The sequence below is a fragment of the Streptomyces niveiscabiei genome (genome assembly GCF_033794345.1).
GTDB lineage: Bacteria > Actinomycetota > Actinomycetes > Streptomycetales > Streptomycetaceae > Streptomyces > Streptomyces niveiscabiei.
On sequence record NZ_JARAYJ010000003.1, the window covers coordinates 1 to 23,681 of the forward strand.

Genomic DNA, 23,681 nt, shown 5'->3' on the forward strand with positions numbered 1-23,681 from the left:
GTACGGCTTGCAGTCGTCGCAGTCCCCGATGATCTCGGGCGTGATGAACGGCTCCCAGGGGGACGGCTGTTCGGGCTTGTCACTTGTACCGTTGGGCACGTCGTCAACCTCCGGATGGTTGGTGGCCACGCCCCCGGCCGGTCGCACGGCGCGGGGGTCCGTACTGCTCCGCGTGTTTCGTGTCGCACCAGAAGCCTTGAGCGGTCGGGCGCCCAGGAGAACCGCGAACGGGGAACCCCGTTGGTCCTTTTGGGGAACCCCGCCGGGGTGCGGCGGGCTACCCTGAGGACGATCACTTCCGTGCCCTCCAGGCGGTGCCCATGGACGATCGCTCAAACCGACGCAGCGGGTACGCGCTGACGATTCCCGACGCCTTGCTCAACAGCGACGCCATGCGCAGAGCCTGTGCGGCCCGTGACTTCCAAGAGGTCTTCCGTCTTATCAACAGGCGTACCGGCTCCAGTCACGCGGTCATGGCATCCGCCATCGGCAGGATGACCAGTTCTCGCGTGAGCGATGTCATCCGAGGGGTCCGAGGAATTCGCGGCCAAGAGGTGATCGAACGAATCTGTGACGGATTCGGAATCCCTGGAGAGATGCTAGGTGTATCCACAAGAGGATGGGAAAAGACATCTTCGCTGCCAGTTGTCGGTGCGACAGAGGCGTTTCTTGCCGAAGGTGACGATAACCTTGATCTAGTGGAAATTGCTACCCTTAGGCAACAAGTTCAGATCCTGGATTCACGGTACGCGACCGAGCCGTCAGCGGGATTGGTCGCGGAGACTGGAAGAATTCTGGGAAAGTTGACGCAAGGGCACGGCCGCAGCTCTTCCTATCTCGCTACCAGAGACCTGCATGCAGCCCTGGCAGAGACTTCTATGCTTATGGGGCAGTTGGTGTGGGATGCGTCAGGCCGCACCGACCACTCGAACTCTCGCATTTACTTTGATCGAGCAGTCGCGGCAGCACAAGAATTAAGAGATCCTGTACCGGAAGGATTGGCTCTGCTTCGTACTGCTTTCATTTCCCTGTACGGAGACAAGAACCCCTCCGCCGGACTCAAGCTGACCGAGCAAGCCGCGGCAAAGGTGAAGGGTGTGAGTAACGTTCTCAGTGGATTGGCCTATCTGCATTCAGCGGAGGCGCACGCCATGCTGCGACAGCGCAAGGAATGTGAAAGGTCACTCCGTGAAGCTGAGCAATTTTTCGAGAGGGTGGGAGTCGGTGACTCTGGCTCTGCAATGATCTCCCCGGGCCAGTTTGGCCGCCTCGCGGGTTCCTGCTTCCTCTTTCTCGGTGACGCTTCCCGCGCTGAGGCACTACTGGCAGAAACCTCGAAAAAGGTGCGGGAAAAATCCAAATCCCAAGCCATTGTCCTGGGCAATCTGGCCCTGGCGCAGATTCGAAGGGGCGCCGTAGATGAAGCGACGGGCACTCTCCATAAGGCAATCGAAGTCGTTGAGTGCAATCGTGGCGGAGGTGGTTTGAATTTGATCTTCAGGGCGGGGAGGGAGTTGCAGTCCTGGAATGACCTATCAGATGTCCGAAACCTAAATGACCGACTTTTCGGATTGATCGCAGTCGATTGAGATGGGGTTACCGATGAGCGTTGACGGAATTCGGAAGGCGAAACAGCAGATACGAGAAGAGATCTGGGGGGTGCTGGATGCTGAAGGGGCGGTAGCGACCAGCGCGGCCGGACGAATACCCGCATTCCTGGGGTCGGATGCCGCTGCTGTCCTGCTTGCGGAGCATCCGGCATGGAAGTCCTCCCGCATAATAAAGGCGGTCCCGGACAGGGCTCAGATGCCGGTCAGGGAGGTGGCTCTTCGAGAGGGGAAGAGTGTATACATGGCCGCTCCCAAGCTTGCCGCCGAGAAGCCTTTCTATTTCTTGGATCCCCAAGCTTTGGCCATTCCTCCGCACGAGGCGGCGGAAAGGCGTACTGCGGCACAACATGCAACTCTCGTGGATCTTGCGGAAATGCCGCCCATCGATCTGATTGTCTGCGGTAGTGTGGCTGTGAACCGTCAAGGGGCACGGCTCGGCAAGGGCGCCGGATATGCGGACGTCGAAGTCGCTCTTCTGCAAGAGGCCGGATTGATTGGGTCAAGCACCCTCATTGCCACCACGGTGCATGAACTACAGGTGATCGACGCTGTAATCCCGGAGTCTTCTCACGACTTCCGAGTGGATCTCATCATCACACCGCGCAGAATAATCGAATGTCCGCCTCATGAACGCCCTCAGGGAATCTTCTGGGATTCTCTGAGTCCAGAGATGATCGCCGAGATTCCAGCCCTGGCGAAAAGGGAACGCTGAGCAGCCCCGACGCCCCTGTCTCAGTCACCCGCCGGAGCCGCAACCGGAGTCCACACCCCGAACCACTGCTCCGCCCCGAACTCCTCGAACCTCTCCACCTCCGTGAACCCCAGCTTCGCGGCGAGGCGGACCGAGGGTGTGTTGGCCGTCTGGGTGCACAGGACGACCGGCTCGCCGGGGAGTGTCGCGGTGAACCAGGTCAGGGCCGCCCGGCAGGCCTCGGTGGCGTAACCCTGCCCCCAGGCCGACGGCAGGAACATGTACCCGAGTTCGGCCTCGGAGGCGTCGGGGAGGACATGGCCGGGGCGTTCGGGATCGCGGCGGTCCAGGGTGACCATGCCGATCATCGAACCGGCGCGTTCGACGACGAAGAAGCCGGGGCGGCGGCCAGGGATTTCGGGAACTGTGCGTTCGAGTTCGTCGCGGGGGCGGGGGCCGCCGAGGTAGGTGCGGACCTCCGGTGACGAGAAGAGGTCGATGAACGCCGGCCGGTCCCGCGCCTCGGACTCGCGCAGGAGGAGACGTTCCGTACGGACGGGCGGGGGCGGCCAGGCGACGGGACCGAGTTCGGGCATGCGGGGCAAGCTACCGCACGCCGGTACGGCTGTTGCGGAGTACGAAGCACCGGAGCCCGCCCTCAAGGTCGTACCAACTCCCCTCGCCCCACCCCTCCGTGAACTCCGCGACGTCCTGCGCGGTCACCCCGATCTCGCGCCGCGCGTCAGGCAGCCGCCCGGCGAGAGGGGTGGTCACCAGCCACACCCCACCCGGCACCAGCAACTCCCGCACCAGCTCCCCGACTTCAGCCTTGTCCGGCAGAAACGCGAGGGCGAGCCGCATCGTCACCAGCCCGAACCCCCGGCGGGGCAGCGAGCGCCGCACCGCACCGGAGTCGGAGAAGTCGAGGCACTGAACCCGCAACCGGGGTTGAAGACCGGCGTACCGGTCCCGCACGGCGGCGACGGCGGACTCGGCCCAGTCGACGGCGAGGGTGTCCCACCCGAGGGACGCGAGGCGGGCGGCGTACGTGCCGAGCCCGCAGCCGACGTCGAGCGCGCGCCGGGGAGAAACGTCGGCAACCGTTTCCACAAGCCGCCGCACCTCGTCGGCATCGGTGTCACGAAACCCGCGCCCGGAGGCGAACCAGCCCTCCCAGTGGGCGAGCATGGTCACACCCCCCGCAGCAGCCGATTGACCGCCCGCCCGAACACCACCCGGCTCCCCGCCCGCAGCGCCCCGTCGCAGAAACCCGGCAGAAACCGCGTACGCAACTCCTCCCGCCACACCACCCGGGCCCGTCCGCCGGGCCCGGGCCGTACCTCGATCTCGGCCCACCCGAGCACGACGCGCCCCCGTTTCTCCAGGCGGCACAGGCCGGGAGTGCCGTCGGCGGAGGGCGGCTGCCAGACCGTGACCTCCATGCGGTCGTCGAAGGAGAGGGGCCCGAGGCCGGTGCGGGCGACGAAGACCGTGCCCTCTCCGGTGGGCGCGGGCGTGAGGACGGTGACACGAGTGAGGGGGACGACGTCGCCATGGCGGCGCCACTCGGTGAGCCGGCTCCAGGCCTCCTCCGGCGGAAGGGGGACCGTACGTTCGAGCGAGAAGGTGACCACGGGGCGATCGTAGGGGTGAACGGGGGCCCGGTATGCCGGTGATCATGCCCGGCATCCCTCTACCATCACCGCAGAGGCGGGCAATCCGCCCGCCCACGGGGGGAGTTGATCACCCATGCCGTTGAAGACGTACGGAGTCCTGATCGCCCGGGCGGTGGACACCCGCAGGGAGGGCGGCACGGACAGCCCGCATTACCAGATCCACGTCGCGGACGAGTCCGGCACCCACTACCGGATCTCCGTCAACGTCCTGTCCCAGGAACGCCCTTCGGAGCTGCTGTACCTGGTGGACGACGATTTCCAGCACCCGGTGACGGCCCGCCTCGCGGGTCTGGCGGGCGGCTGGACCAAGCTCCCGGCGGGCCCGGGCGGCCCGAACCTGGACTTCATCCGGGGCAACCTGTTCGACCCGGCGAAGATGAGGACGCTGCCGCCGGACGTGAGCGGCCCGGACAACGACCTCGCCGACCTGCTGGACCACTACGTCCGCCGCGCCCTGGAGACCGAGGGCGCCCGCCTGTACGTCTTCGGTGAACGCTGGGGCCCCGAAACCGGCGTCAGGGACAAGGTGTTCGGCTTCCTGCCGGGCAACGGCGTGCACGACATCCACATGAACCAGGGCAACAGCAAACGGTTCCAGAAGGACGACGGCGTCTGGCAGGACGGCGGCCTCCTGATCCGCCTGCCGGGCGAGGCCGGTGAGACGGGCGAGGCCGGCGAGGACCGCTGGGTCGCCGTCTTCCTCGCCTTCCAGAGCCAGGCCTGGCACACGGACGACGTGACGGGCCACGCCCTGAAGGACACGGACGGCACCCGCCCGGAACCCGGCACACAGCCGGTCAGGATCGTCGCCGCCCTCGTCAACCCGCGCGGCCCGGCCCCCGAACCGGAACAGGTCACCCTCCTCAACGCCTCCCCGGACCCCGTGGACCTGACGGGCTGGAGCCTGGTGGACCGCGTCGGCAACACGACTCCCGTACCGCCGGGCACCGTCGAAGCGGGCGCCACCCTCCAGGTCCCCCTGGCCGGTGGCGCCCAACTCCCCAACAACGGCGGCGAGATCACCCTCCTGGACGCCAAGGCCCTGAAGGTGCACGGCGTTTCGTACACCTCGGCGCAGGCGGCCCAGGAAGGCTGGACCGTCGTGTTCTAGCCCGTCACTGGCGGTGGAACGTCGCGTCCGCGCGATCCGTCGCCGTGCTCAACGCCTGCACGTACAGCAGGTAGTCGTAGTGCCGGACGTACCGGCCGGGCGTGCCGTACGACTCGTACGACACCCCGGCCGGGTCCGCGAGCCCGGCGCGGCTGTAGAAGCTCGCGGAGGACGCGAAGGCGGCCGTCCCGTCGTTCTTCTCCACCCGCACCTCGGAGGCGCTGTTGCTCCGCAGGTAGTAGCCGGGGAAGTTGGCGGACTCCAGGGACACGGTCCCGCTGCCCGCGAGCCCGGTCACGATCCTGAACTGCGAGTCGGCGAGGGGCGACACGTTCGCCTCGATGCGCGCCCGGTAGTCGTAGTGGCGGACGAACCGGTCGGGGAAGTTGTACGAGGACAGGCGCTGCGGGGTGACCCCGTCGGCGACCGGGACGCCGAAGTCGGGGGTGCCGTCGGCCTTCCAGTACACCTTCTGCACGCGGGTACGGCGGTTGGGGTCGTTCAGCGGGTCGCCGGTGATGTCCTTGTAGCTGCGGTCGTGGTAGACGAGGATGTCGGACTTGCCGTCCTCGGAGACCGTGAACGAGTTGTGGCCGGGACCGTACTGCGAGGTCGCCGCGTTCGAGCGGAACACCGGCGTCGAACTCTTCGTCCAGGAAGCCGGGTTGGTGAGGTCGGCCGAAGCGGACGCGGTCAGCATCCCCAGGCAGTAGTTCGCGTCGGTCGCGCTCGCCGAGTACGTCATGAACACCTTGCCGCCGTGCTCGATGACGGCCGGGCCCTCGTTCACCTTGAACCCGATGGTCTCCCACGACAGCGTCGGCGCCGACAGCTCGGCCGGAGTCCCCTGGATCGTCCAGGGGTTGGCCATCCTCGCGATGAACAGGCTGGTGTTGTTGTCCTCGGCGGGGTTGCGCTGCGCCCACGCGAGGTAGCGCACGCCGCCGACGACGAACGTGGTCGCGTCCAGCGAGAACGTCTCCCACGTGGTCCTGATCTGGCCCTTCTCGGTCCAGGTCGCGGTCAGCGGGTTCGCGCCGGTGCCCTCCAGGACGTACATCCGGATCGCCCAGATGTCGTTGGTGGCGCCGGCCGCGAAGTACACGTACCACTTGCCGTCGATGAAGTGGATCTCCGGCGCCCAGATGTGGGCGCCCATCACGCCGCTCGCGTGCTTGGTCCAGATGGTGGTCTCCGGGGCCGTCGAGAGGCCCTGGATGGTCGTCGCGCGGCGCAGCACGATCTTGTCGTAGGCGGGCACGGTCGCGGTGAAGTAGTAGTAGCCGTCGGTGTGTTTGAAGATGTGCGGGTCGGCCCGCTGTTCGGCGATCGGGTTCGTGTAGGTCACGGCGGGCGAGTCGGGCACGGCGGCCTGGGACGGGGTCACGGTGGTCGACACCCCTGCGAGGGCGAGGAGTACGGCTGTCAGTAGCCGAAGGGCGTTACGTCTCAAGGTAGTTCTCCGCACAGGTCAGGCAGCGGGCACGAGGCGCCACTGCTGGCAGTTGTTGTTCAGCCACGTCCACTGCCGGACGTCGGTCCCGTCGGCCGCGCCGCAGTCGGCTGCGTCCGCGACCTTGCCGCTGTTCTCGTTGACGAGCCGGACGTAGTCGTTGGAGGCCGTGAACACCAGCCGGAACCGCTGGCACTTGTTGTTCAGCCACGACCACTGGCGCAGGTCGGCGCCGTCCGCCGCCGAGCAGTCGGCGGTGTCGAGGACCTTGCCGGACGCCACGTTCACCAGCCGGCTCGTGTCGTCGCCGAGATCCTCGACCCGCCACTTCTGGCCCGCGCCTCCGGTGCACGTCCACTGCTGGACGTTCGCCCCGTCGGCGGACGAACTCCCGTTCACGTCCAGGCACTTGCCGCTGTTGCGGTTGACGAGCGTGTACGCCGTCGGGGTGGCCGCGCGCTCGCCGGACGGGCCGGGGAGCGTCGTGCCGAGCGCGACGGGCGTGCCGAAGTCCGGGGTGCCGTCGGCGTTCCAGGTGAACTTCTGGGCCCGCGTGGTCCGTCCGTTGCCGCAGCCGCCGGACGGCGAGGAGTTGGCGTGGTAGACGATCCAACTCTCCGTGCCGTCCGGTGAGGTGAAGAAGCCGTTGTGGCCGGGGCCGTACACGCCGTTGGCGTCGCCGCGCTGGAAGACCGGCGTCTGCTTCTTCGTCCACGAGGAGGCGCTCAGCGGGTCGGAGCCGGTCAGCTCCAGTTGGCCGAGCTTGTAGTCGGCGGTGCCGCAGAAGCTCGCCGAGTACGTCAGGAACGTACGCCCGTCGTGGTACAGCGGTTCCGGGCCCTCGTTGACCGCCCCGCCGGACGTCTCCCAGCTCAGCGTGGGACTGGAGATGACGCTGAACGTCCTGCTCGCCAGCGTGTACGGGTTGCTCATCGGCGCGATGACCAGGCTCTGCGTACTCCCGTTGCTGAAACCGCTTCCTACCAGATACAGCTTCCCGCCGGCCTGGAGCACGGTCGCGTCGATCAGCCAGCCGCCCGGCGTGAGGTTCGAGCCGGTGAGCGTGTTCTTGTACGTGTACGGGCCCAGCGGATCGGTCCCGGCGCTCTCCAGGACGTGCGTGCGCTGCGAGTCGCAGCAGGCGACGCCGCTCTGTCCGGCCGAGTAGTACAGGTACCAGCGGCCGTTCAGGAAGTGCAGCTCGGGCGCCCAGATGTTGGTGTTGCGGCTCGCCGTCGTGTCCGACCACACCTGCACGTTCGGCGCGGTCGCGAGGCCCGCGAGGGTCGGGGACTTCCGGATGCCGAGGATGCCGGTGAACGTCGTGGTCACCAGGTAGTAGTTGCCGTCGTGGTACTCCAGCCAGGGGTCGGCGCCCTTGGCCGACTTGAGCGGGTTGGTGTACGGCCGGCCGTCGGCGGCGGCCACCGGCTGCGCGGTGCCGGCCAGCAGGCCGAGCAGCGCGAGCACGCAGAGCAGCAGGCGCCGTCCGCGATACATCCGAGGCATACAGGACCGTCCCTTGTCCGTAATTTCGAACGCAGTTCGTAACTTCGGCCAGAACTTAAAGGCGGGACATGGTCGCGTCAATGATTTGGACTGTGGAAAACGATCGGTTTATGGTGGGGGGATCGATTGAAAACTGATCGGTTTCCTCTCCGTCCCTGCTGCCCTGGAGCCCCCGTGACCACCCTGAAGAACGCCGTCGTCCTCGTCACCGGAGGCAACCGCGGCATCGGAAAAGCCCTGGTCGAAGAGGCGTACGCCCGAGGCGCGCGCAAGGTCTACGCCGCCGCCCGCGACCCGCGCACCGTCACCCACCCCGACGCCGCCCCCCTCGCCCTCGACGTCACCGACCCGGTCTCGGTCGCAGCCGCCGCCGCGGTCGCCACCGACGTCACCGTCCTCGTCAACAACGCGGGCATCTCGGCCGGAGCGGGCGTACTGGACGGCCGGCTGGAGGACATACACCGCGAGTTCGAGGTCAACTTCTACGGCCCGCTGCACATGGCCCGCGCCTTCGTGCCGGTCATCGAGGCCAACGGCGGCGGCCACGTCCTGAACGTCCACTCGGTCCTGTCCTGGCTCGCCGAGGGCACCACCTACAGCGCCTCCAAGGCCGCCGCCTGGTCCCAGACCAACAGCCTCCGCCTCGCCCTGAATCCACGCGGCATCCGCGTCACCGGCCTGCACATGGGGTACGTCGACACCGACATGACCGCCGGACTCGACGCCCCCAAGGCCACCCCGCACGCCATCGCCGCCGCCGCGCTCGACGGTGTCGAGACCGACGCGCACGAGGTCCTCGCCGACGACACCAGCCGCTGGGCCAAGGCCGCGCTCGCCGGTGAGATCGCCGACATGTACGCCCCGTTCGGGCTGTGACCGACCCCGGCGTGAGCCCGGCACCGCGTCCCGCGCCGGCCCCTCATCGCCCAGGGTGACGCGGCGCCGGCCTTCGGCTTCGGCGTGAGCAGCCTCTACGGCACGAAGGGTCCGCACCGGATTAACCTTTCACCATGACCACCCCGGACAAGCCCGATACCCGAGCCCGCCTCGTCACCGCCGCCGCCGACCTCTCCTACCGCGAGGGCGTCGGCATCGGCGTGGAGGCCCTGTGCAAGGCGGCGGGCGTGTCCAAACGCTCCATGTACCAACTCTTCGCGAGCAAGGACGAGTTGCTGGCGGCGAGCCTGGAGTCGAGGGCGGCGCAGTACGCGGCGTACCTCCTCCCGGAGGGGCCGGACGGCACCCCGAGGGACCGCATCCTCCACGTCTTCACCCAGGTGGCGAGCCAGGCGCTCGGCCCGGACTACCGGGGGTGCCCTTTCCTGGCGGTCCAGGTGGAACTGAAATCCCCGGAACACCCGGCGAGCAAGGTGGCGTACCGGGTGAAGGAGAACCTGCGGGAATTCTTCCAGGCGGAGGCGGAAAAGGGCGGGGCCGGTGACCCCGATCTGCTTTCCCGCCAACTGGTCCTGGTTTTCGACGGCGCGAGCGCGAGGGCGGGAATCGGGGTGGACGACCTGAAGGGCCTGCTCCAGCCGCTGGTCGGTGCCCTGCTGGACGCGGGCGGCCTCTAGCGCACCCGGGCACCCGGCCCCGGCTCGGCGACGACATCCCTCGGCGTCAACGCGCCGTGGCCGTCAGCGCACTCCACGACCACCCGGGCCTCCCCGCCGCAGTCCTTGTGCCGCAGGTCCAGCACCGGCCCCTCTTCCACCCCGGCATAGGAATCCCCCCATTGCCGGAGGGCGACCAGGACCGGCCACAGGTCCCACCCTTTCCGGGTCAGCCGGTATTCGAACCGCTCCCGCGTACCCGGTTCCCGGTACGCCTCGGTCCGCAGGATTCCGGCGTCGACCAGTTTCCGCAGCCGCCCGCTCAGCACCGCTTCGGAAACTCCCAGGTGCCGCCGGAATTCCTCGAAGCGGCGTACGCCGTTCATCGCGTCGCGCAGGATGAGGAAGGTCCATTTCTCTCCGACGACGTCCAAAGTCCGCTGTACCGGACACAGGCCGGTGTCCACGTCGAGCCACTCCATACCACCCACCCTACCCACCTGACTTCGTCGTTGACAGCCAGCTAAGCGCTTGGTTACCGTCGAGGTCATGGCACGCAGCAGAACGTACGAGTGGGGAGACCCGGCGGTCACGGCGGCAGCCGTGGGGAAGGCCGGCGGCCTCGACTTCCTCCGGGAGATACAGGCGGGGAACCTCCCCGCGGCCCCGATAGCGGCGACCCTGGACTTCACGCTGGACGAGGTGGAGAAGGGGCGGGTCGTGTTCTCGATCGTCCCGCGCGAGGACCACTACAACCCGATCGGCAGTGTGCACGGCGGCGTGTACGCGACGCTGCTGGACTCGGCGGCGGGCTGCGCCGTGCAGTCGGTGCTGCCGCCGGAGACGGGATACACCTCGCTGGACCTCACGGTGAAGTTCCTGCGCCGGATCACGAAGGACACGGGCCGGGTCCGGGCGGTCGGCACGGTCCTGCACTCCGGCCGCACGACGGCCCTGGCCCAGGCGGTCCTCCTCGACGAAGCGGACCGCGCCCTCGCACACGCGACGAGCAGCTGCCTGATCTTCCCGGTAACCGGGCAGTAACCGCTCTCAGAAACTCACGCCGGCCGCACCAGCCCCGCGTCGTACGCGAAGATCACCGCCTGGACCCGGTCCCGCGCCCCGATCTTCGCCATCACCCGGCTGACATGCGACTTGACGGTCGACTCGGCGAGATGGAACCGCTCCGCGATCTCCCCGTTGGTCCACCCGGAGGCCACCGCGATCAGCACCTCCCGTTCCCGCTCGGTGAGTTCGGCGAGCGGCTGGTCCTGCGCGCCGCCCCGCCCCGGCATCCGTGTGGTGAACGCGTCGATCAACTTCCGTGTCAGACCGGGGGAGATGACGGAGTCCCCGGCGGCGACGGCACGGATCCCGACGACCAGCTCCTCGGGCCGCGCGTCCTTGAGGAAGAAGCCGCTGGCCCCGGCGCGCAGCGCGTCGTACGCGTACTCGTCGAGGTCGAAGGTCGTCAGCACCAACACCCGGGAGCGGCCCCCGGATTCGACGATCCGGCGGGTCGCCTCGATGCCGTCCATGCCGGGCATGCGGACGTCCATCAGGACGACGTCGGGCCGCAGTTCGGCGGTGAGCCGCACGGCCTCGCTGCCGCCGGACGCCTCACCGGCGACGGTGAGATCGGGCTGCGCCTCCAACAGCATGCGGAAACCGAGGCGTTGGAGAGCCTGGTCGTCGACGATGAGCACGGTGGTCATGGGTGACGTTTCTCCGAAGGGTCCGAGTGGGCTGAGCGGCCGGGCGCCGCGGGGCGGTCCGGGTGGGCGGTGGAGGCGAGCCGGGCCGTGACGGTCCAGCCGCCGAGGGAGTTGGGCCCCGACGTGACCTCGCCCTGGTAGAGCGCGGCGCGTTCCCGCATCCCGACGAGCCCCTTGCCCCCGCGCGAAGGCGCCCCGATGAAGGGCCCGGTGTCCTCGACGGAGATCAGGACGTCGTGTTCGTCGGCCGTGACGGCGACCTGGACGGTCGTATCGGGGGCGGCGTGCTTGAGCGTGTTGGTGAGGGCCTCCTGCACGATGCGGTACACGGCGAGCTGCAACCCCGGTGACAGCGCGTCCAGTCGACCCTCGGTACGCAGCCGCGCGGCGGGCCCGGCGGCCCGTACCCGCTCCAGCAGGCCGGAGAGGTCGCCCGCTCCGGGCTGCGGCGCGAGCGGTGCCTCGCCGCGCGGCGCGTCGCCCGCGTCGATGACGGCGAGCAGCCGCCGCAGCTCACCGAGCGCGTCCCGGCCGCTGTCCGCGATGATGCCGAGGGTCTGCGCGCCCCGCTCCGGCTTGGTCGCGGCGAGCGCGGCGGCCCCGTCGGCGAGGCCGACGATCACGGCGAGGGTGTGGCCGAGGATGTCGTGCATCTCCCGTGCCACCCGCGCCCGTTCCTGCGCGGCGGCGAGCAGCGCCTGCTGGTCGCGGTCCTTCTCCAGCGCCCTGATCACCGTGTTCACCAGCCGCCCGGCGAGCCCGAGCCCCGCGAACGCGGCCATGGCCGCCATCGCCAGCACCGTCACCACCTCGGGCCGGGTGGCGTGCTGGAGCTGGCCCGCGTTCCAGAACACGGCGGACCAGCTGACGAGTTGGACCATCGTCACGGCCACCGCGAGGGCCAACTGCCGTGGCGTACCGTGCCGTCCGACGCTGTAGAGGGCGACCGCGCGCGCCGCGTCCGCGCCGTTGAACACCACGAGGAACTGGGCGATCACCGACACCGCGGTCGTCACCGCGAACACCGTCCCCGGCCGCCGCTCCCGCCACAGCAGCGGCACCGCGAACGCCGCCATCAGCAGCAGGTGCAGCCACACCTTCGCGTGGTTCGCCGGGTTCAGCAGCGACGGCACGCCCAGCAGCACGCACAGCACCGGCACCCCGGCCCTGCGCGCCCAGGGGTGCGCCCGGTCCGCGAGCCGCCAGCCGCCGAGCCGGTTGACGATCGAGATGATCACCCTGTCGTCGGGGTCGTCACCGAGCGACTCGGGCAGCCGGGGCTGTTCGCGGAGGCTGGGCCGTACGGTCAAGGGGGCGCCCTTCGGGATCATGGCGGACCGCCCGCCGGGAGGGGGACCGGCGGGCGGGCCTCCGGTGCCGTACGACCATACGGCGCCGAGTGTTCCGTACCTGGTCAGGCCTGCCGTACGGGCACCGGCTCGGTCGGGGAGGCGTCCTTTTCCGCAAGCGTTTTCCGGAGTTTCTCCCCCTCGACGTCCACGTCCGGCATGACCCGGTCGAGCCACGCCGGCAGCGCCCAGGCGCGGCGCCCGACCAGGGCCATGACGGCCGGGACGATCGTCATGCGGACGACGAACGCGTCGAAGAGGACGGCGGAGGCGAGGCCGAGGCCGATCGACTTCACCAGCGCGACATCGTCGAGCAGGAACCCGGCGAAGACGGAGATCATGATGACCGCGGCGGCCGTGACCACCCGCGCCCCGTGCCGGAACCCGGAGACGACCGCCTCCACCGGCTCCGCGCCGTGCACGTACTCCTCCCGCATCCGGGTCACGAGGAACACCTCGTAGTCCATCGCGAGCCCGAACACCACGCCGATCAGCAGGATCGGCAGGACGCTCACGATCGGCGCGGTCTGGTCGATGCCGAACAGGTCCTTCAGCCAGCCCCACTGGAAGACGGCGACCAGCACACCGAGCGTGGCGGCGACGCTGAGCAGGAAGCCCGCGGCGGCCTTCAGCGGGACCAGGATCGAGCGGAACACCAGCAGCAACAGGATCAGCGCGAGGCCGACGACGATCGCGAGGTACGGGATCATCGCGTCGCCCAGCTTCTGCGACACGTCGATGTTCACCGCCGTCGTGCCGGTCACCATGAGCTCCGCGCCGGTCTCCTTCTCCAACTCGGCGCTGTGGTCCCGGATCTCACCCACCAGGTCCTTCGTCCTCTCGCTGGTCGGCGAGGACTTCGGGACCGCGCCGATCAGGGCGACGTCCCCGGCCTGGTTGAAGACGGCGGGCCGTACGGAGGCGAGGTCACCGAGACCCTTGAGCATGTCGTAAGCGTTTACTGCCGCTTTCTTCGGGTCCTCGCTCTCCCGGGCGTCCACGACGACGGTCAGCGGACCGTTGAAACCGGGACCGAACCCCTCGCTGAGCGTGTCGTACGCGATCCGCTGCGTGGAGCCCGGCGAGGCCATGCTGTCGTCGGGCAGCGTGAGGCGCAGATCCGCCGCCGGGAGGGCCAGCACACCGAGCCCGAGCACCGACACGACCAGCATCTTCACCGGGTTGCGGGTCACGAACCGGCCCCAGCGCACGCCCATCGCCTCGCGCTCGCCGCGCTCCTCGGCCCGGTGCCGCTCGCTCGTCAGCTTCCCCCGCATGATCCGCGTCCCGGCGAAGCCCAGCACCGCGGGCAGCAGCGTCAGCGCGATCACCACGGCGACGGCGACCGCGAACGCGGCGGCGAGACCCATGCTGGTCAGCATCTTGATGCCGATCACGCTCAGCCCGGCCAGCGCGATGATCACCGTCAGACCCGCGAAGACGACCGCCGAACCCGCCGTGCCCAGCGCCCGCCCGGCCGCCTCCTGCGGCTCGTGCCCCTCCCGGATCTCGCCGCGGTACCGGGAGACGATGAACAGCGCGTAGTCGATCGCGACCGCCAGGCCCAGCATCAGCGCGAGCGTCGTCGACGCCGACGCCATGTCCACGAACGACGTCGCCAGTGTGATGCACAGGATCGCCACGCCGACCCCGAACAGGGCCGTCAGCAAAGGGAGTCCGGCCGCGAGCAGCGAACCGAACGTGATGACCAGCGCCACGGCCGCCACCGCGAGCCCGATCAACTCGGCCGCGCTGCCACCGGACTTCTCCTGTACGGCGGTCCCGCCGAGGCTCACCGTCAGGCCCGCCTTCTCGCCGGCCGCGGCCACGTCGTGCAGCGCGTCCGAGGCCGCGTCCGTCATGTCGGCCTTCGCGACCCGGTACGTCACCTGCGCGTACGCGATCGTGCCGTCCTTGCCGACCAGGCCCGAGGCGAACGGTTCCGTCACGCTCGCGACCTGCGGGGCCTTCTTCAGCTCGGCGGTGAGGGCGGTGATCTCGGCCCTGTTCGCCGGTTCGGTGAGCTTGTGGCCGGGCGGCGCCTCGAAGACGACCCGCGCGGTCGCGCCCGACGCGGACGCCTGCGGGAACTCCTTGCCGAGCAGGTCGATCGCCGACTGCGACTGGGTGCCCGGGAGCGTGAAGTCGTCCGTCGTCGTGCCGGAGGAGCTCGCCGCGCCTATGCCGACCGCGGCGAGGACGACGATCCACGCCATCAGGAACAGCCGTCGGCGCCGGAACGCCAGCCGGCCCAGACGGTAGAGGAAGGTGGCCACGGGAGTACTCCCAGCAGGAGAGGGACGGTCGGGCCGGGGTTCCGGCCTGGGAGAACACGCTAGGAGCGGGGTGGGGCGGGGGAGCGGCACCGGGGGATGGGATCTGGTGGGGGAGTAGTACCGGGGTACTAGTACCGGTCGCTCTGCGGGGGTGCTCCTCGTGGGGTGCACTTCGCGCTTCAGATACCCCCCGGGGTACGTGTGCTACGGTTTTTCACATACCCCCGGGGGTAATTTCAGAGGGTTTCCCAGCGCAAGGAGCGTGGTCCGCGTGTTCTTCATCGACGCCGTCGAGGTGCCCGGCCTCGGCAATCGCGGCTATCTGGCGGGCGGTGCGCGGACGGCGGTCGTCGTCGATCCGCCGCGCGACGTCGACCGGGTGATCGAGGCGGCGGCCCGGCGCGGGGTGCGGATCGCCCGCGTCGTCGAGACGCACGTGCACAACGACTACGTCTCCGGCGGTCTCGAGCTCGCCCGGCTGACCGGCGCGGAGTACCTCGTGCCGGCCGGGGCACGGGTGGCGTACCCGCGGACCGCCGTACGGGACGGGGACCGCACGGACGTCGACGCCGGGCTCGCGCTGCGGGCGATGGCGACGCCGGGGCACACTCCTCACCACACCTCGTACGTGCTGGAGGAGGACGGGGGCTGCGTCGCCGTGTTCACCGGGGGCTCGCTGCTCATCGGGACCGTCGGGCGGCCCGACCTCGTCGAACCCCGGCTCACCGAGGGGCTGGCGCGGGAGCAGTTCGCGTCCGCTCGGCGTATCGCCGCCGAACTCCCCGACGAGGCCGAGGTGTTGCCCACGCACGGGTTCGGGAGTTTCTGTTCGTCGGGGGCGGGGGGTCAGGGGCGTACGACCGTCGGGGCCGAGAAGGTGTCCAACCTCGCGCTGACCCGTGAAGTCGACGAGTTCGTGCGGGAGTTGCTCGCCGGGCTCGATGACGTGCCCGCGTACTACGTCCACATGGGGCCCGTGAACTCGGCCGGGCCCGCTCCGGTCGACCTCCGGCCGCCGTCGGTCGCGGACCCCGACGAGATCGCCGCGCGGCTCGGGGCGGGGGAGTGGGTGGTCGATCTCCGGCAGCGCGTCGCCTTTGCCGAAGGGCATGTCGCGGGGGCGGTCAACTTCGAGGCGGACGGGCAACTCGCCACGTACCTCGCGTGGTTGGTGCCGTGGGGGAAGCCGGTCACGCTGCTCGCCGAGTCCGTCGGGCAACTGGGGCGGGCTCAGCGGGAGTTGGCCCGGGTGGGGATCGACCGGCCGGCCGCCGCGGCGATCGGGGGGCCCGCGGAGTGGCTGCGGGGCGGGGAGGCGCCGGCGTCCTTCCGCCGTGCGCGGTTCGCCGAACTCGCGGACAGTGAGGGTGAGTTGGTGGTTCTCGACGTCCGCCGCGACTCGGAACGCGCGGCGAACGGTCACCTCGCCGGTTCCCTCCACATTCCCCTGCACACCCTCCCCCGGCGGCTGTCCGAGATACCCGACGGGGAGGTCTGGGTCCACTGCGCGGGCGGGATGCGTGCCGCCATCGCCGCGTCCCTGCTGGACGCGGCCGGCCGCCAAGTCGTCGCCGTGGACGACGGGTTCGCCGCGGCGGAGGCTGCGGGGCTTGTGGCGCGGGGGGTTTGAGGTGCGGCCGAGCTGTCGTGGTTCGGTGGGGGTGGTGCGGCTGGGGGCTCGCGGTTCGCTGCGTGTGGCGTGGTCGAGTCCTCGCCGGGGGCTTCAGGTCGTCACCTCTGCGGGAGCCGCGCAGTGACCGTCACCGTTCTCGCCCTCCTCGCCGGGGCCGTCGTGGGGCTCGCCCTCGGTGCGCTCGGCGGGGGTGGCAGTGTTCTCGCCGTGCCGGCGTTGATCTATCTCCTCGGCTTCACGCCCGCCGCCGCGACCACGGCCAGCCTCGTCATCGTCGCCGTCACCTCGGCCATGGCGCTGAGTGCGCACGCCCGCGATGGGCACGTCCAGTGGCGTGCGGGGGCGCTGTTCGCGGCGGCCGGCGTCGTCCCGGCGATGCTGGGCGGGCTGCTGGCGGCGAGGTTGCCGGGGCGGGTGCTGACCTTGGCGTTCGCGGCGGTGGCTACGGCTGCGGCCGTGCGGATGCTGGGGGTGCGGCGGAGGCGTGCGCGGGGGCTTCCGGGGGAGGCGGGGCGACCGAGTGGGCGTCCGGCGGAAGCCCTGCGCGGACTGGACGGAGGGCCGGCGATGCGGCGGCGACTGGGTGGGCGTGCGGCGGAACTGCGGCAGCGACTGGGCGTGCGCTCAGCGGAGCTGTGGCGATGGCTGGGCAGGACTCCGGTGCTGTGGCGGCGGGGCGGGCGTCCGGCGGTGGTGCCGCGACGCCCCAGCCGGCCTTCGGTGCTACGGCGATTGCGGGACCGGCCGGCGAAATCGCCCCGCGCCTCCACCTCCGTGCGCCCTGCCTGGGCCTCGGCTCCTGTGCGGCCCGCCCGGGCTTCTGGCTCCGTGGACTCCGCTCGCGACTCAGCCCTCGTGCATCCCGCTCACGCCTCCGACTCCGTGCACCCCGCCCGTGCCGCCACCCCCGTACACCCCGCCCGTGCCTCCGCCGCCGGTGCCGGGCTTGGAGTCGTGACCGGGGTTCTCGGTGTCGGTGGTGGGTTTCTCGCGGTTCCCGCGCTGGTCGGTGTCCTCGGTCTGCGGATGCGCGCGGCCGTCGGGACGAGCCTCCTCGTCATCACCGTGAATTCGGTCGCCGCTCTCGCGCTGCGCGCCGGTACGGCGCAGGGGCTCGACTGGTCCCGCATCGCGCCGTTCGCCGGAGCGGCGCTGCTGGGGGCGTGGGACGGGCGGAGGCTGTCGGCGAGGTTCTCGGGGCCGGGGCTTCAGCGGGCGTTCGGGTGGGTGCTGCTGGGGGTGGCGGGGCTGATGCTGCTGGACGGGGTCGTGTAGCAGCCGTTCGTACCGCCCCCCACTCTCAGCCCTCACCTTCCTGCCCCCGCCCTCACGCCAGCGACAGGAACAGCTTCTCCAGGCGTGCCTTCATCGCGTCCGCGTCCTCCCCGCTCCGGCGTCCCGACTCGATGTCGGCCACGCACTGCTGCAACCCCGTCGCGATGATCGCGAACCCGGCGCGGTCCAGGGCGCGGGACGCCGCTGCCAGTTGTGTCACGACCTCCTCGCAGTCGCGGCCCTCCTCGATCATCCGGATCACCCCGGTGATCTGCCCCTGCGCCCGGCGCAGACGGTTCAGGACGGACTTCAGATCGTCACCTTTGAGATCCAGCTCCACTACGACTCCCACACACTCGTCCAATACCCCTAGGGGTACTGTACGTCGCCGAAAGGCGACACCTCGAACCTCAAGGATCACATCCGCCATGAGCAGCACCGAAGCCACGACCGCCGCCCTCACCCCCGCCGAGGCGCACGCCCGCCTCGCGGAGCTGACCGTCGTCGACGTCCGCACCCCCGGCGAACACGCCACCGGCCACATCCCCGGCGCCCTGAACATCCCCCTGGACCACCTCGCCGAGACCCTCCCCGACCTGCGGGAAGCGGCAGCGCACGGCACGCTTCTCGTCGTCTGCGCCTCCGGCAACCGCTCCTCGCGGGCCCGCGACCTCCTCGCGGAGCACGGCATCCCCGCGACGGACCTCACCGGCGGCACGACGGCCTGGGCCGCGCAGGGCCACCCCCTGAGCGAGCCGGCCGGCCGCCGTACGTGGTCGATGGAGCGCCAGGTCCGTTTCACGGCGGGCGCGACGGTCCTCACCGGCCTCGCGCTGGGCGCCCTGACGCACAGGTCGTTCCGCCTGCTGTCCGCCGGGATAGCGTCGGGGCTGGTGTTCTCGGCGGTGACGGACACGTGCGGGATGGCGGCGGTGCTGGCGAAGCTGCCGCACAACCGCCCGGCAGGGCCGGACCTGGACGCGGCACGGGCGGCGCTGAGGACACGTACCCGGTAATGCCCCGGTCGGGGAGGTTCGCACGGGTATGGTCCGACCGATTCCCATGACCCAAGAGACCCTCCCCCCAGCACCGGAACCAGGCCCCGAGGGCCCAGCCCCTGAAGGCCGCGCCCTCCAACACCAAGCCCCCCAACACCCCACCCCCCAAAGCCCGCCCCCCGATCGCCCCTCCCGCCGGACTCTTCTGACCGGCGCGGCAGTGGGCCTCGGCGGGGTCGTGGCGACCGGCTGCACACGGTTCGCGCCCCCGGCGCCCGGCACCGAACACCCCTCCCCCCGCCGCCAGCGGGGCATCGCCACCCCCCAGCAGCGCTCCGCCCTCGTCCTCGCCCTCGATCTCGCCCCGCACCTGACCGGCAGGGCGGCGGCCGAGGCGCTCACCCGCGCCCTCACCCGCTGGACCCCGCTCCTCCAGCGCCCCGAGGACCCGGCGCTCACCGCGACCCTCGGCTTCGGCTCCACCCTGCCCGCGCGGCTGGGCCGTACGCCCCCCGCACTCCTGCGCGACCTGCCCGCGTTCCCCGGCGACAACCTCACCCACAGGACCGCCGACCTGGTGCTCCAACTCTGCGCGCCCACCCCCGGGGCCCTCACCGCGCAGGCCACGACCCTGTTGACCGAGGCCGCCGGTACCTTCCGTACGCGCTGGCGCCAGCCCGCCCACCTCCCCCCGGCACCCCCCGGCCAGACCCCCCGCAACCTCCTCGGCTTCAAGGACGGCACGGAGAACCCGACCCCCGAGGAGTGCGAACGCTGGATCTGGACGGACGACGCGACGTACCTGGTCGTCCGCCGCATCCACCTGAAGGTGAAGGAGTTCACGAGCCTCCCCCTGACCACCCAGGAACGGGCGATCGGCCGCCACCGGGACTCCGGCGCCCCCCTCGGCCGCCGCCACGAACACGACGACGTGGACGTCTTCGCCAAGACCCCCGAAGGCCGCTACACGACCCCCCTGCACGCCCACGTCCGCGCCGCGAGCCCCCGCTACGACGGCGGCGCGCGCATGCTCCGCCGGGGCTACACGTACGACAACGGCCCCGCCGACCAGGGACTCCTCTTCCTCGCCTACATGCGCGACCCCGCCCTCTTCACCCGGGTCCAGGAACGCCTCACGACCAGGGACGACCTGCACCCGTACACGGAACACCGCGCATCGGCGGTGGCCTACGTCCCCCCGGCCCCGGCGCCCGGCGAATACCTGGGGGAACGGTTCCTGGACTCCTGAGCCCCCGTCACGGCACCCGGGCCCACGCCCCGTACTGCAACGCCCCCAGCACCTGACTCCCCTGCGACCACACGGCCTCCTCCAGCCGCCGCGGCAGGGTCTCGTCGGCGACGAGACCCTCCGGCAGGGACAGCCCCGCCCCCGCCAGCGCCGGCGCGACACTGCGCAGCGTGTACGCCAGCCACGGCACGAGCGGCGAGTGCGGGCCCGTCACGACGAGGGCCTCGCACACGACCTCCGGGGCGGGCAGCCCGGCGTCGAGGAACGTGCGGTTCAGGCGGCGGCCGAAGTCGGGAGGCGTACCGGTGGCCAGGTACACCTGCGAGAGCAGCCGGTTGCACTCGTCCCACACGGGGCTCGGCGGCCAGCTGGGGCCGCGCGTGGTGAAGTCGACCTCGTGGAAGGCGAGGATCCCGCCGGGCAGCAGGAACCGGGTGAACCGGCGGAGCAGGTCCGCGGGGTCCTTCTGGTAGAGCAGGACGTAACGCCCGATCACCGCGTCGAAGTGCTCCGCGGTGGTGAAGTCGTCGAGTTCGGTGACCTCGAAGGCGAGGCTCGCGCCGAAGGCCCCGTCCCGTGCCCTGCGGCGGGCCTTCTCCGTGGCCGCCGGGTCGCGGTCGATGCCCAGGACCCGGCCGCCAGGACCCACGATCTCGGCGGCCAGCATCGAGACGTCGCCCATGCCCGAGCCGAGGTCCAGGACGGACATGCCCGGCCGCAGACCGCCCAGGCGCAGGAACCGTTCCGTCGCGGGGCGCAGGATCCGCCCCTGGAGCATCAGCCGCTGGTGCTCCAGGGGCGAACTGCCGAGCAGGTAACCGCCGTCCGCGCCGGGCCCGGATGCGTAGTGCCGGGACTCGGTCGCCTGAGAGGAGTGTTCGTTCATGCCGTTTCCCGCTTTTCCGTGTAGAGGGAGCAGTCGTCCGCGGGAACCCGGTGGATCCGCGTGTCCGTGCCGGTCAGCGGCGCGCCCGTGCCGCCGTGCCGGGCCGCGACGATCTCCGCCGCGATGGAGACGGCCGTCTCCTCCGGGGTACGCGCGCCGAGGTCGAGGCCGATCGGGGAGCGCAGCCGGGACAGCTCCGCCTCGGTCAGGCCCGCTTCCCGCAGCCGCCGGGTGCGGTCCTCATGGGTACGCCGCGAGCCCATCGCGCCGACGTACGCGACCGGCATCCGCAGGGCCGCCGTCAGCAGCGGTACGTCGAACTTGGCGTCGTGGGTGAGCACGCACAGCACCGTGCGCGCGTCGACCGGCGTCCGCCGCAGGTAGTGGTGCGGCCAGCCGACGGCGATGTCGTCCGCGTCGGGGAACCGGGCCCGGGTGGCGAACACGGGGCGGGCGTCGCACACCGTCACGTGGTAACCGAGGAACCTGCCCACGCGGACGAGCGCGGCGGCGTGGTCGATCGCCCCGAACACGATCATGCGGGGCGGCGGCACCTGGGCCTCCACGAGCAACGTGAGCCCTCCCGCACCGGCCGCCACCTCCACCGTCCCACTGCGACCGGCCTCCAGCATCGCCAGCACCTTGGCCACCACGACCCGCTCCAACTCCACGCAGTCGAGCCCGCCTTCGGCCGCCGCCGCCCGGTCAGGCTCCGTGCCGGGTCTGCCCTCGGCGACGGCAGCCCGGCCTGGCTCCATGCCGCCGAGCCCGCCGTCGTAGGAGCCGTCGGGGCGGACGAGCAGGCCGGTGCCGAGGGTGCCCGCCGGGCCGTGTACGACGCGGGCGAGTGCCGCCGGTTCTCCGCGTACGGCGGCCAGTACGGCGGCCCGGAACACCGTTCCGGCGGGTGTGCCGGCGTGGACGGGTGTGACCAGGATGTCGATGACGCCGCCGCAGGTCAGGCCGGCCGCGAAGGCGTCCTCGTCGCTGTAGCCGAAGCGTTCGAGCACCGGCTCACCGTCGACCAGGGCCTGTCGGCACAGCTCGTACACCGCGCCCTCCACACAGCCCCCGGAGACCGAGCCGATCACCTTCCCGTCGGCGTCCACGGCGAGAGCGGCGCCGGGCCCGCGCGGACTGCTGCCGCTCACGGCCACGACGGTGGCGACGGCGAAGGTCCGCGCCTCCTCGACCCACCGGCTCACCTCATCGGCGATGTCAAGCACCCCGAACCTCCGCGTCCGGCACGTCCGCGCCACGCGTCCGCGGGTTCCGGGCTTCCGCGTCCCGCGCTTCCACACCCGGCGCCTGCCGGACCCCGGTCGTGTGCCACGCGCCGCTGAACCGGCCGCGTGCGCGGACGCCGGGCATGGGCCGTACTCCGACCTCCCCGGAGGCGGTGGCGGTGGCGTCGGACCGTGCCGTGACACCTGTGGGCGGGATCGCGGGGCCGCGTCGCGGCCGCTCGTGCGGGGTGTGTCTTTCGCCGTCGACGCGCAGCGTGATCGTGCCGGTCGTGGTGGGGGCCGTCGTGTTCATGCCCCGACGATGATCCCGACGGCGCGCGCGAACCAGGGACGGACTCACCGCAGGACTGCCGGTACCACCTTCGGGCCCGGTACCGGCCGTCCGCCACCCCGTCGGCAGGAGACGCGAGGCGTTCCCATGTCCACCGAGGCGGGCACGGTCACCTTCTCCGCCTCGCTCGCGGCCCAGGCGCACGGCGCGACGCCCGGCCGGTTCCACTACCCGCTCACGGCGTGGAGAACAGCGTGGGCCCCGGGGGCTCGGCGCGTACGCCGTTGGTGACGCGGAGGAACTCCAGTTTCTCCGCGTCGGCGGAGCCGGCGGCCACCGTGTAGACGACGAGGCGGATGTCGCAGCCCGGGACGGTGAGGACGTCGCAGTCGCAGACCACCTCACCCACCTGCGGGTGGACGACGGTCTTGCGGGCCGAGTCGTGCGGGCCGACCGCGCCGGTGTCCCACAGCCGGGCGAACTCCGCGCTCGTGGTGTGCAGTTCGTCGACGAGCGCGGCCAGGCCCCGGTCGCGGGGGTGGTCGACGAGCGCCGTGCGCAGGTCGGCGACGAGGGCGGTCTTGAGGGCGCCGTCGTCGTGCAGGACGGGCCAGGAGGCGAGGCGGCCCGGTCCGGTGGCGAAGACCGAGCGGGCCAGGTTGCGGTCCTGGCGGCTGCGGGCACCGGGGTCGCCCATCAGGACCGCCCAGGCGGGGGTCCAGGACAGCAGGGTCCAGTCCGCGCTGAACACCCCCACGGGGAAGTCCCCCAGGCGGGCCACCATCCGCTGCACGCCCGCCGGGACATGTGTGGAGACCGTCCCTTCCTGGGGCGGCAGGAGCCCGGCGAGCCGGTAGGCGTGGTCCCGCTCCAGGGGCTGGAGCTGCAACGCGCGGGCGAGGCTGGCGACGACCTGGGCGGAAGGGCTGGTGGCGCGGCCCTGTTCGAGGCGGACGACGTAGTCGACGGACAGCCCGGCGAGCTCGGCGAGTTCCTCACGGCGCAGGCCCGCCGCGCGGCGCCCGGGCTGCGCGGCGCGTCCGACGTCGGCGGGGGAGAGGCGGTCGCGCCAGCGGCGCAGTGCCGTGCCCAGGGTCTCGTCCGTCATCCGGCCATTGTCGCCGCCCGCCCGGCGATGTGCCTGGTACTGGCGGTCCTACCGTCACCCGGGGCACTGGC

The 23,681-nt window shown here is 70.9% G+C and carries 23 protein-coding genes and 2 pseudogenes; 11 read left to right on the forward strand and 14 right to left on the reverse strand.

Annotation, left to right across the window (positions count from 1 at the left end):
* The first annotated feature begins 320 nt into the window (after positions 1-320).
* Together PV682_RS04435 and PV682_RS04440 are read left to right on the forward strand one after the other, a co-directional pair.
* Positions 321-1,589, forward strand: a complete 1,269-nt coding sequence (locus tag PV682_RS04435; RefSeq protein WP_319724223.1) for a transcriptional regulator — start codon at positions 321-323, stop codon at positions 1,587-1,589.
* Positions 1,590-1,602: 13 nt separating this feature from the next.
* Positions 1,603-2,322, forward strand: a complete 720-nt coding sequence (locus PV682_RS04440) for a 5-formyltetrahydrofolate cyclo-ligase (protein WP_319724225.1) — start codon at positions 1,603-1,605, stop codon at positions 2,320-2,322.
* A gap of 20 nt (positions 2,323-2,342) precedes the next feature.
* On the opposite strand, the gene PV682_RS04445 is transcribed toward PV682_RS04440, so the two are convergent.
* From PV682_RS04445 to PV682_RS04455, 3 genes are read right to left on the reverse strand one after another with little or no spacing between them, the layout of a single operon-like run.
* Positions 2,343-2,897 carry a GNAT family N-acetyltransferase gene (locus PV682_RS04445; RefSeq protein ID WP_319724227.1) on the reverse strand — a complete coding sequence of 185 codons (555 nt, stop codon included), beginning with the start codon at positions 2,895-2,897 and terminating at the stop codon, positions 2,343-2,345.
* A gap of 10 nt (positions 2,898-2,907) precedes the next feature.
* A complete protein-coding gene (locus PV682_RS04450) occupies positions 2,908-3,489 on the reverse strand; it encodes a class I SAM-dependent methyltransferase (protein ID WP_319724229.1) in 582 nt (193 codons plus the stop codon).
* Between the two features lie 2 nt (positions 3,490-3,491).
* Positions 3,492-3,935: an SRPBCC family protein gene (locus tag PV682_RS04455; RefSeq protein ID WP_319724231.1), complete on the reverse strand. Its 444-nt coding sequence runs from the start codon at positions 3,933-3,935 to the stop codon at positions 3,492-3,494.
* Between the two features lie 115 nt (positions 3,936-4,050).
* Between PV682_RS04455 and PV682_RS04460 the strand changes: the two genes are divergently transcribed.
* Entirely contained in the window at positions 4,051-5,088 is a 1,038-nt protein-coding gene (locus PV682_RS04460) for a DUF2278 family protein (protein ID WP_319724233.1), read from the forward strand.
* Between the two features lie 4 nt (positions 5,089-5,092).
* On the opposite strand, the gene PV682_RS04465 is transcribed toward PV682_RS04460, so the two are convergent.
* Together PV682_RS04465 and PV682_RS04470 are read right to left on the reverse strand one after the other, a co-directional pair.
* Positions 5,093-6,541: a family 43 glycosylhydrolase gene (locus tag PV682_RS04465; RefSeq protein ID WP_407705595.1), complete on the reverse strand. Its 1,449-nt coding sequence runs from the start codon at positions 6,539-6,541 to the stop codon at positions 5,093-5,095.
* A gap of 18 nt (positions 6,542-6,559) precedes the next feature.
* Entirely contained in the window at positions 6,560-8,050 is a 1,491-nt protein-coding gene (locus tag PV682_RS04470; protein ID WP_319724235.1) for a family 43 glycosylhydrolase, read from the reverse strand.
* Positions 8,051-8,224: 174 nt separating this feature from the next.
* On the opposite strand from PV682_RS04470, the gene PV682_RS04475 reads away from it, so the two are divergent.
* Positions 8,225-8,926, forward strand: a complete 702-nt coding sequence (locus PV682_RS04475; RefSeq protein ID WP_319724237.1) for an SDR family oxidoreductase — start codon at positions 8,225-8,227, stop codon at positions 8,924-8,926.
* Between the two features lie 134 nt (positions 8,927-9,060).
* On the forward strand, positions 9,061-9,624 hold the full coding sequence (locus PV682_RS04480; RefSeq protein WP_319724239.1) for a TetR/AcrR family transcriptional regulator: 564 nt from the start codon (positions 9,061-9,063) through the stop codon (positions 9,622-9,624).
* On the opposite strand, the gene PV682_RS04485 is transcribed toward PV682_RS04480, so the two are convergent.
* A complete protein-coding gene (locus PV682_RS04485) occupies positions 9,621-10,085 on the reverse strand; it encodes a winged helix-turn-helix transcriptional regulator (RefSeq protein WP_319724241.1) in 465 nt (154 codons plus the stop codon). The two genes, PV682_RS04480 and PV682_RS04485, sit on opposite strands and share 4 nt — an antisense overlap.
* A gap of 67 nt (positions 10,086-10,152) precedes the next feature.
* Here PV682_RS04485 and PV682_RS04490 point away from each other — a divergent pair, with 67 nt between their 5' ends.
* A complete protein-coding gene (locus tag PV682_RS04490) occupies positions 10,153-10,647 on the forward strand; it encodes a PaaI family thioesterase (protein WP_319724243.1) in 495 nt (164 codons plus the stop codon).
* A gap of 14 nt (positions 10,648-10,661) precedes the next feature.
* Here PV682_RS04490 and PV682_RS04495 read toward each other — a convergent pair whose 3' ends face one another.
* The 3 genes from PV682_RS04495 to PV682_RS04505 all read right to left on the reverse strand — a co-directional run bounded on the left by PV682_RS04495 (position 10,662) and on the right by PV682_RS04505 (position 14,943).
* Complete coding sequence (locus PV682_RS04495) at positions 10,662-11,318, reverse strand: response regulator transcription factor (RefSeq protein WP_319724245.1); 657 nt, start codon at positions 11,316-11,318, stop codon at positions 10,662-10,664.
* Positions 11,315-12,628 carry a sensor histidine kinase gene (locus PV682_RS04500; protein ID WP_319724247.1) on the reverse strand — a complete coding sequence of 438 codons (1,314 nt, stop codon included), beginning with the start codon at positions 12,626-12,628 and terminating at the stop codon, positions 11,315-11,317. The genes PV682_RS04495 and PV682_RS04500 overlap by 4 nt, the downstream gene beginning before the upstream one ends.
* Positions 12,629-12,732: 104 nt before the next feature.
* Entirely contained in the window at positions 12,733-14,943 is a 2,211-nt protein-coding gene (locus PV682_RS04505; protein WP_319724249.1) for an MMPL family transporter, read from the reverse strand.
* A gap of 271 nt (positions 14,944-15,214) precedes the next feature.
* Between PV682_RS04505 and PV682_RS04510 the strand changes: the two genes are divergently transcribed.
* The 3 genes and pseudogenes from PV682_RS04510 to PV682_RS04520 form a co-directional block, all read left to right on the forward strand.
* Complete coding sequence (locus PV682_RS04510; RefSeq protein WP_319724251.1) at positions 15,215-16,573, forward strand: MBL fold metallo-hydrolase; 1,359 nt, start codon at positions 15,215-15,217, stop codon at positions 16,571-16,573.
* 123 nt (positions 16,574-16,696) lie between these two features.
* Positions 16,697-17,116, forward strand: a pseudogene (locus PV682_RS04515) (TSUP family transporter); the annotation flags it as partial.
* Positions 17,117-17,485: 369 nt separating this feature from the next.
* Positions 17,486-17,851, forward strand: a pseudogene (locus PV682_RS04520) (TSUP family transporter); the annotation flags it as partial.
* Between the two features lie 52 nt (positions 17,852-17,903).
* Here the strand turns inward: PV682_RS04520 and PV682_RS04525 are convergent.
* Positions 17,904-18,191: a metal-sensitive transcriptional regulator gene (locus PV682_RS04525; RefSeq protein WP_010359299.1), complete on the reverse strand. Its 288-nt coding sequence runs from the start codon at positions 18,189-18,191 to the stop codon at positions 17,904-17,906.
* 88 nt (positions 18,192-18,279) lie between these two features.
* Between PV682_RS04525 and PV682_RS04530 the strand changes: the two genes are divergently transcribed.
* Together PV682_RS04530 and PV682_RS04535 are read left to right on the forward strand one after the other, a co-directional pair.
* On the forward strand, positions 18,280-18,867 hold the full coding sequence (locus PV682_RS04530; protein WP_319724253.1) for a rhodanese-like domain-containing protein: 588 nt from the start codon (positions 18,280-18,282) through the stop codon (positions 18,865-18,867).
* Positions 18,868-19,069: 202 nt separating this feature from the next.
* Positions 19,070-20,098, forward strand: coding sequence for a Dyp-type peroxidase (locus tag PV682_RS04535; protein ID WP_319724255.1), 1,029 nt, complete (start codon positions 19,070-19,072; stop codon positions 20,096-20,098).
* Positions 20,099-20,105: 7 nt separating this feature from the next.
* Here the strand turns inward: PV682_RS04535 and PV682_RS04540 are convergent, their stop codons facing one another.
* From PV682_RS04540 to PV682_RS04555, 4 genes are all read right to left on the reverse strand, one after another.
* Positions 20,106-20,984 carry a class I SAM-dependent methyltransferase gene (locus tag PV682_RS04540; protein WP_319724258.1) on the reverse strand — a complete coding sequence of 293 codons (879 nt, stop codon included), beginning with the start codon at positions 20,982-20,984 and terminating at the stop codon, positions 20,106-20,108.
* Positions 20,981-22,210, reverse strand: coding sequence for an XdhC/CoxI family protein (locus tag PV682_RS04545; RefSeq protein WP_319724260.1), 1,230 nt, complete (start codon positions 22,208-22,210; stop codon positions 20,981-20,983). The genes PV682_RS04540 and PV682_RS04545 overlap by 4 nt, the downstream gene beginning before the upstream one ends.
* Positions 22,203-22,523 (reverse strand): hypothetical protein, encoded by a 321-nt coding sequence (locus PV682_RS04550; RefSeq protein WP_319724262.1) that lies wholly within the window; start codon positions 22,521-22,523, stop codon positions 22,203-22,205. Before PV682_RS04550 ends, PV682_RS04545 begins: the two co-directional genes overlap by 8 nt.
* A 214-nt stretch (positions 22,524-22,737) precedes the next feature.
* The gene (locus PV682_RS04555) at positions 22,738-23,610 is read right to left on the reverse strand and encodes a helix-turn-helix transcriptional regulator (protein WP_319724265.1); all 873 of its coding nucleotides are present in this window, start codon (positions 23,608-23,610) and stop codon (positions 22,738-22,740) included.
* Positions 23,611-23,681: the final 71 nt, after the last annotated feature.

Excerpts from the sequence above, each read along its gene's own strand:
- PV682_RS04530 (WP_319724253.1), top strand. The coding sequence starts at position 18,280 with ATGAGCAGCACCGAAGCCACGACCGCCGCCCTCACCCCCGCCGAGGCG.
- PV682_RS04555 (WP_319724265.1), bottom strand. The coding sequence starts at position 23,610 with ATGACGGACGAGACCCTGGGCACGGCACTGCGCCGCTGGCGCGACCGC.
- PV682_RS04440 (WP_319724225.1), top strand. The coding sequence starts at position 1,603 with ATGAGCGTTGACGGAATTCGGAAGGCGAAACAGCAGATACGAGAAGAG.
- PV682_RS04445 (WP_319724227.1), bottom strand. The coding sequence starts at position 2,897 with ATGCCCGAACTCGGTCCCGTCGCCTGGCCGCCCCCGCCCGTCCGTACG.
- PV682_RS04435 (WP_319724223.1), top strand. The coding sequence starts at position 321 with ATGGACGATCGCTCAAACCGACGCAGCGGGTACGCGCTGACGATTCCC.
- PV682_RS04460 (WP_319724233.1), top strand. The coding sequence starts at position 4,051 with ATGCCGTTGAAGACGTACGGAGTCCTGATCGCCCGGGCGGTGGACACC.
- PV682_RS04450 (WP_319724229.1), bottom strand. The coding sequence starts at position 3,489 with ATGCTCGCCCACTGGGAGGGCTGGTTCGCCTCCGGGCGCGGGTTTCGT.
- PV682_RS04550 (WP_319724262.1), bottom strand. The coding sequence starts at position 22,523 with ATGAACACGACGGCCCCCACCACGACCGGCACGATCACGCTGCGCGTC.
- PV682_RS04490 (WP_319724243.1), top strand. The coding sequence starts at position 10,153 with ATGGCACGCAGCAGAACGTACGAGTGGGGAGACCCGGCGGTCACGGCG.
- PV682_RS04495 (WP_319724245.1), bottom strand. The coding sequence starts at position 11,318 with ATGACCACCGTGCTCATCGTCGACGACCAGGCTCTCCAACGCCTCGGT.
- PV682_RS04540 (WP_319724258.1), bottom strand. The coding sequence starts at position 20,984 with ATGAACGAACACTCCTCTCAGGCGACCGAGTCCCGGCACTACGCATCC.
- PV682_RS04480 (WP_319724239.1), top strand. The coding sequence starts at position 9,061 with ATGACCACCCCGGACAAGCCCGATACCCGAGCCCGCCTCGTCACCGCC.
- PV682_RS04485 (WP_319724241.1), bottom strand. The coding sequence starts at position 10,085 with ATGGAGTGGCTCGACGTGGACACCGGCCTGTGTCCGGTACAGCGGACT.
- PV682_RS04470 (WP_319724235.1), bottom strand. The coding sequence starts at position 8,050 with ATGCCTCGGATGTATCGCGGACGGCGCCTGCTGCTCTGCGTGCTCGCG.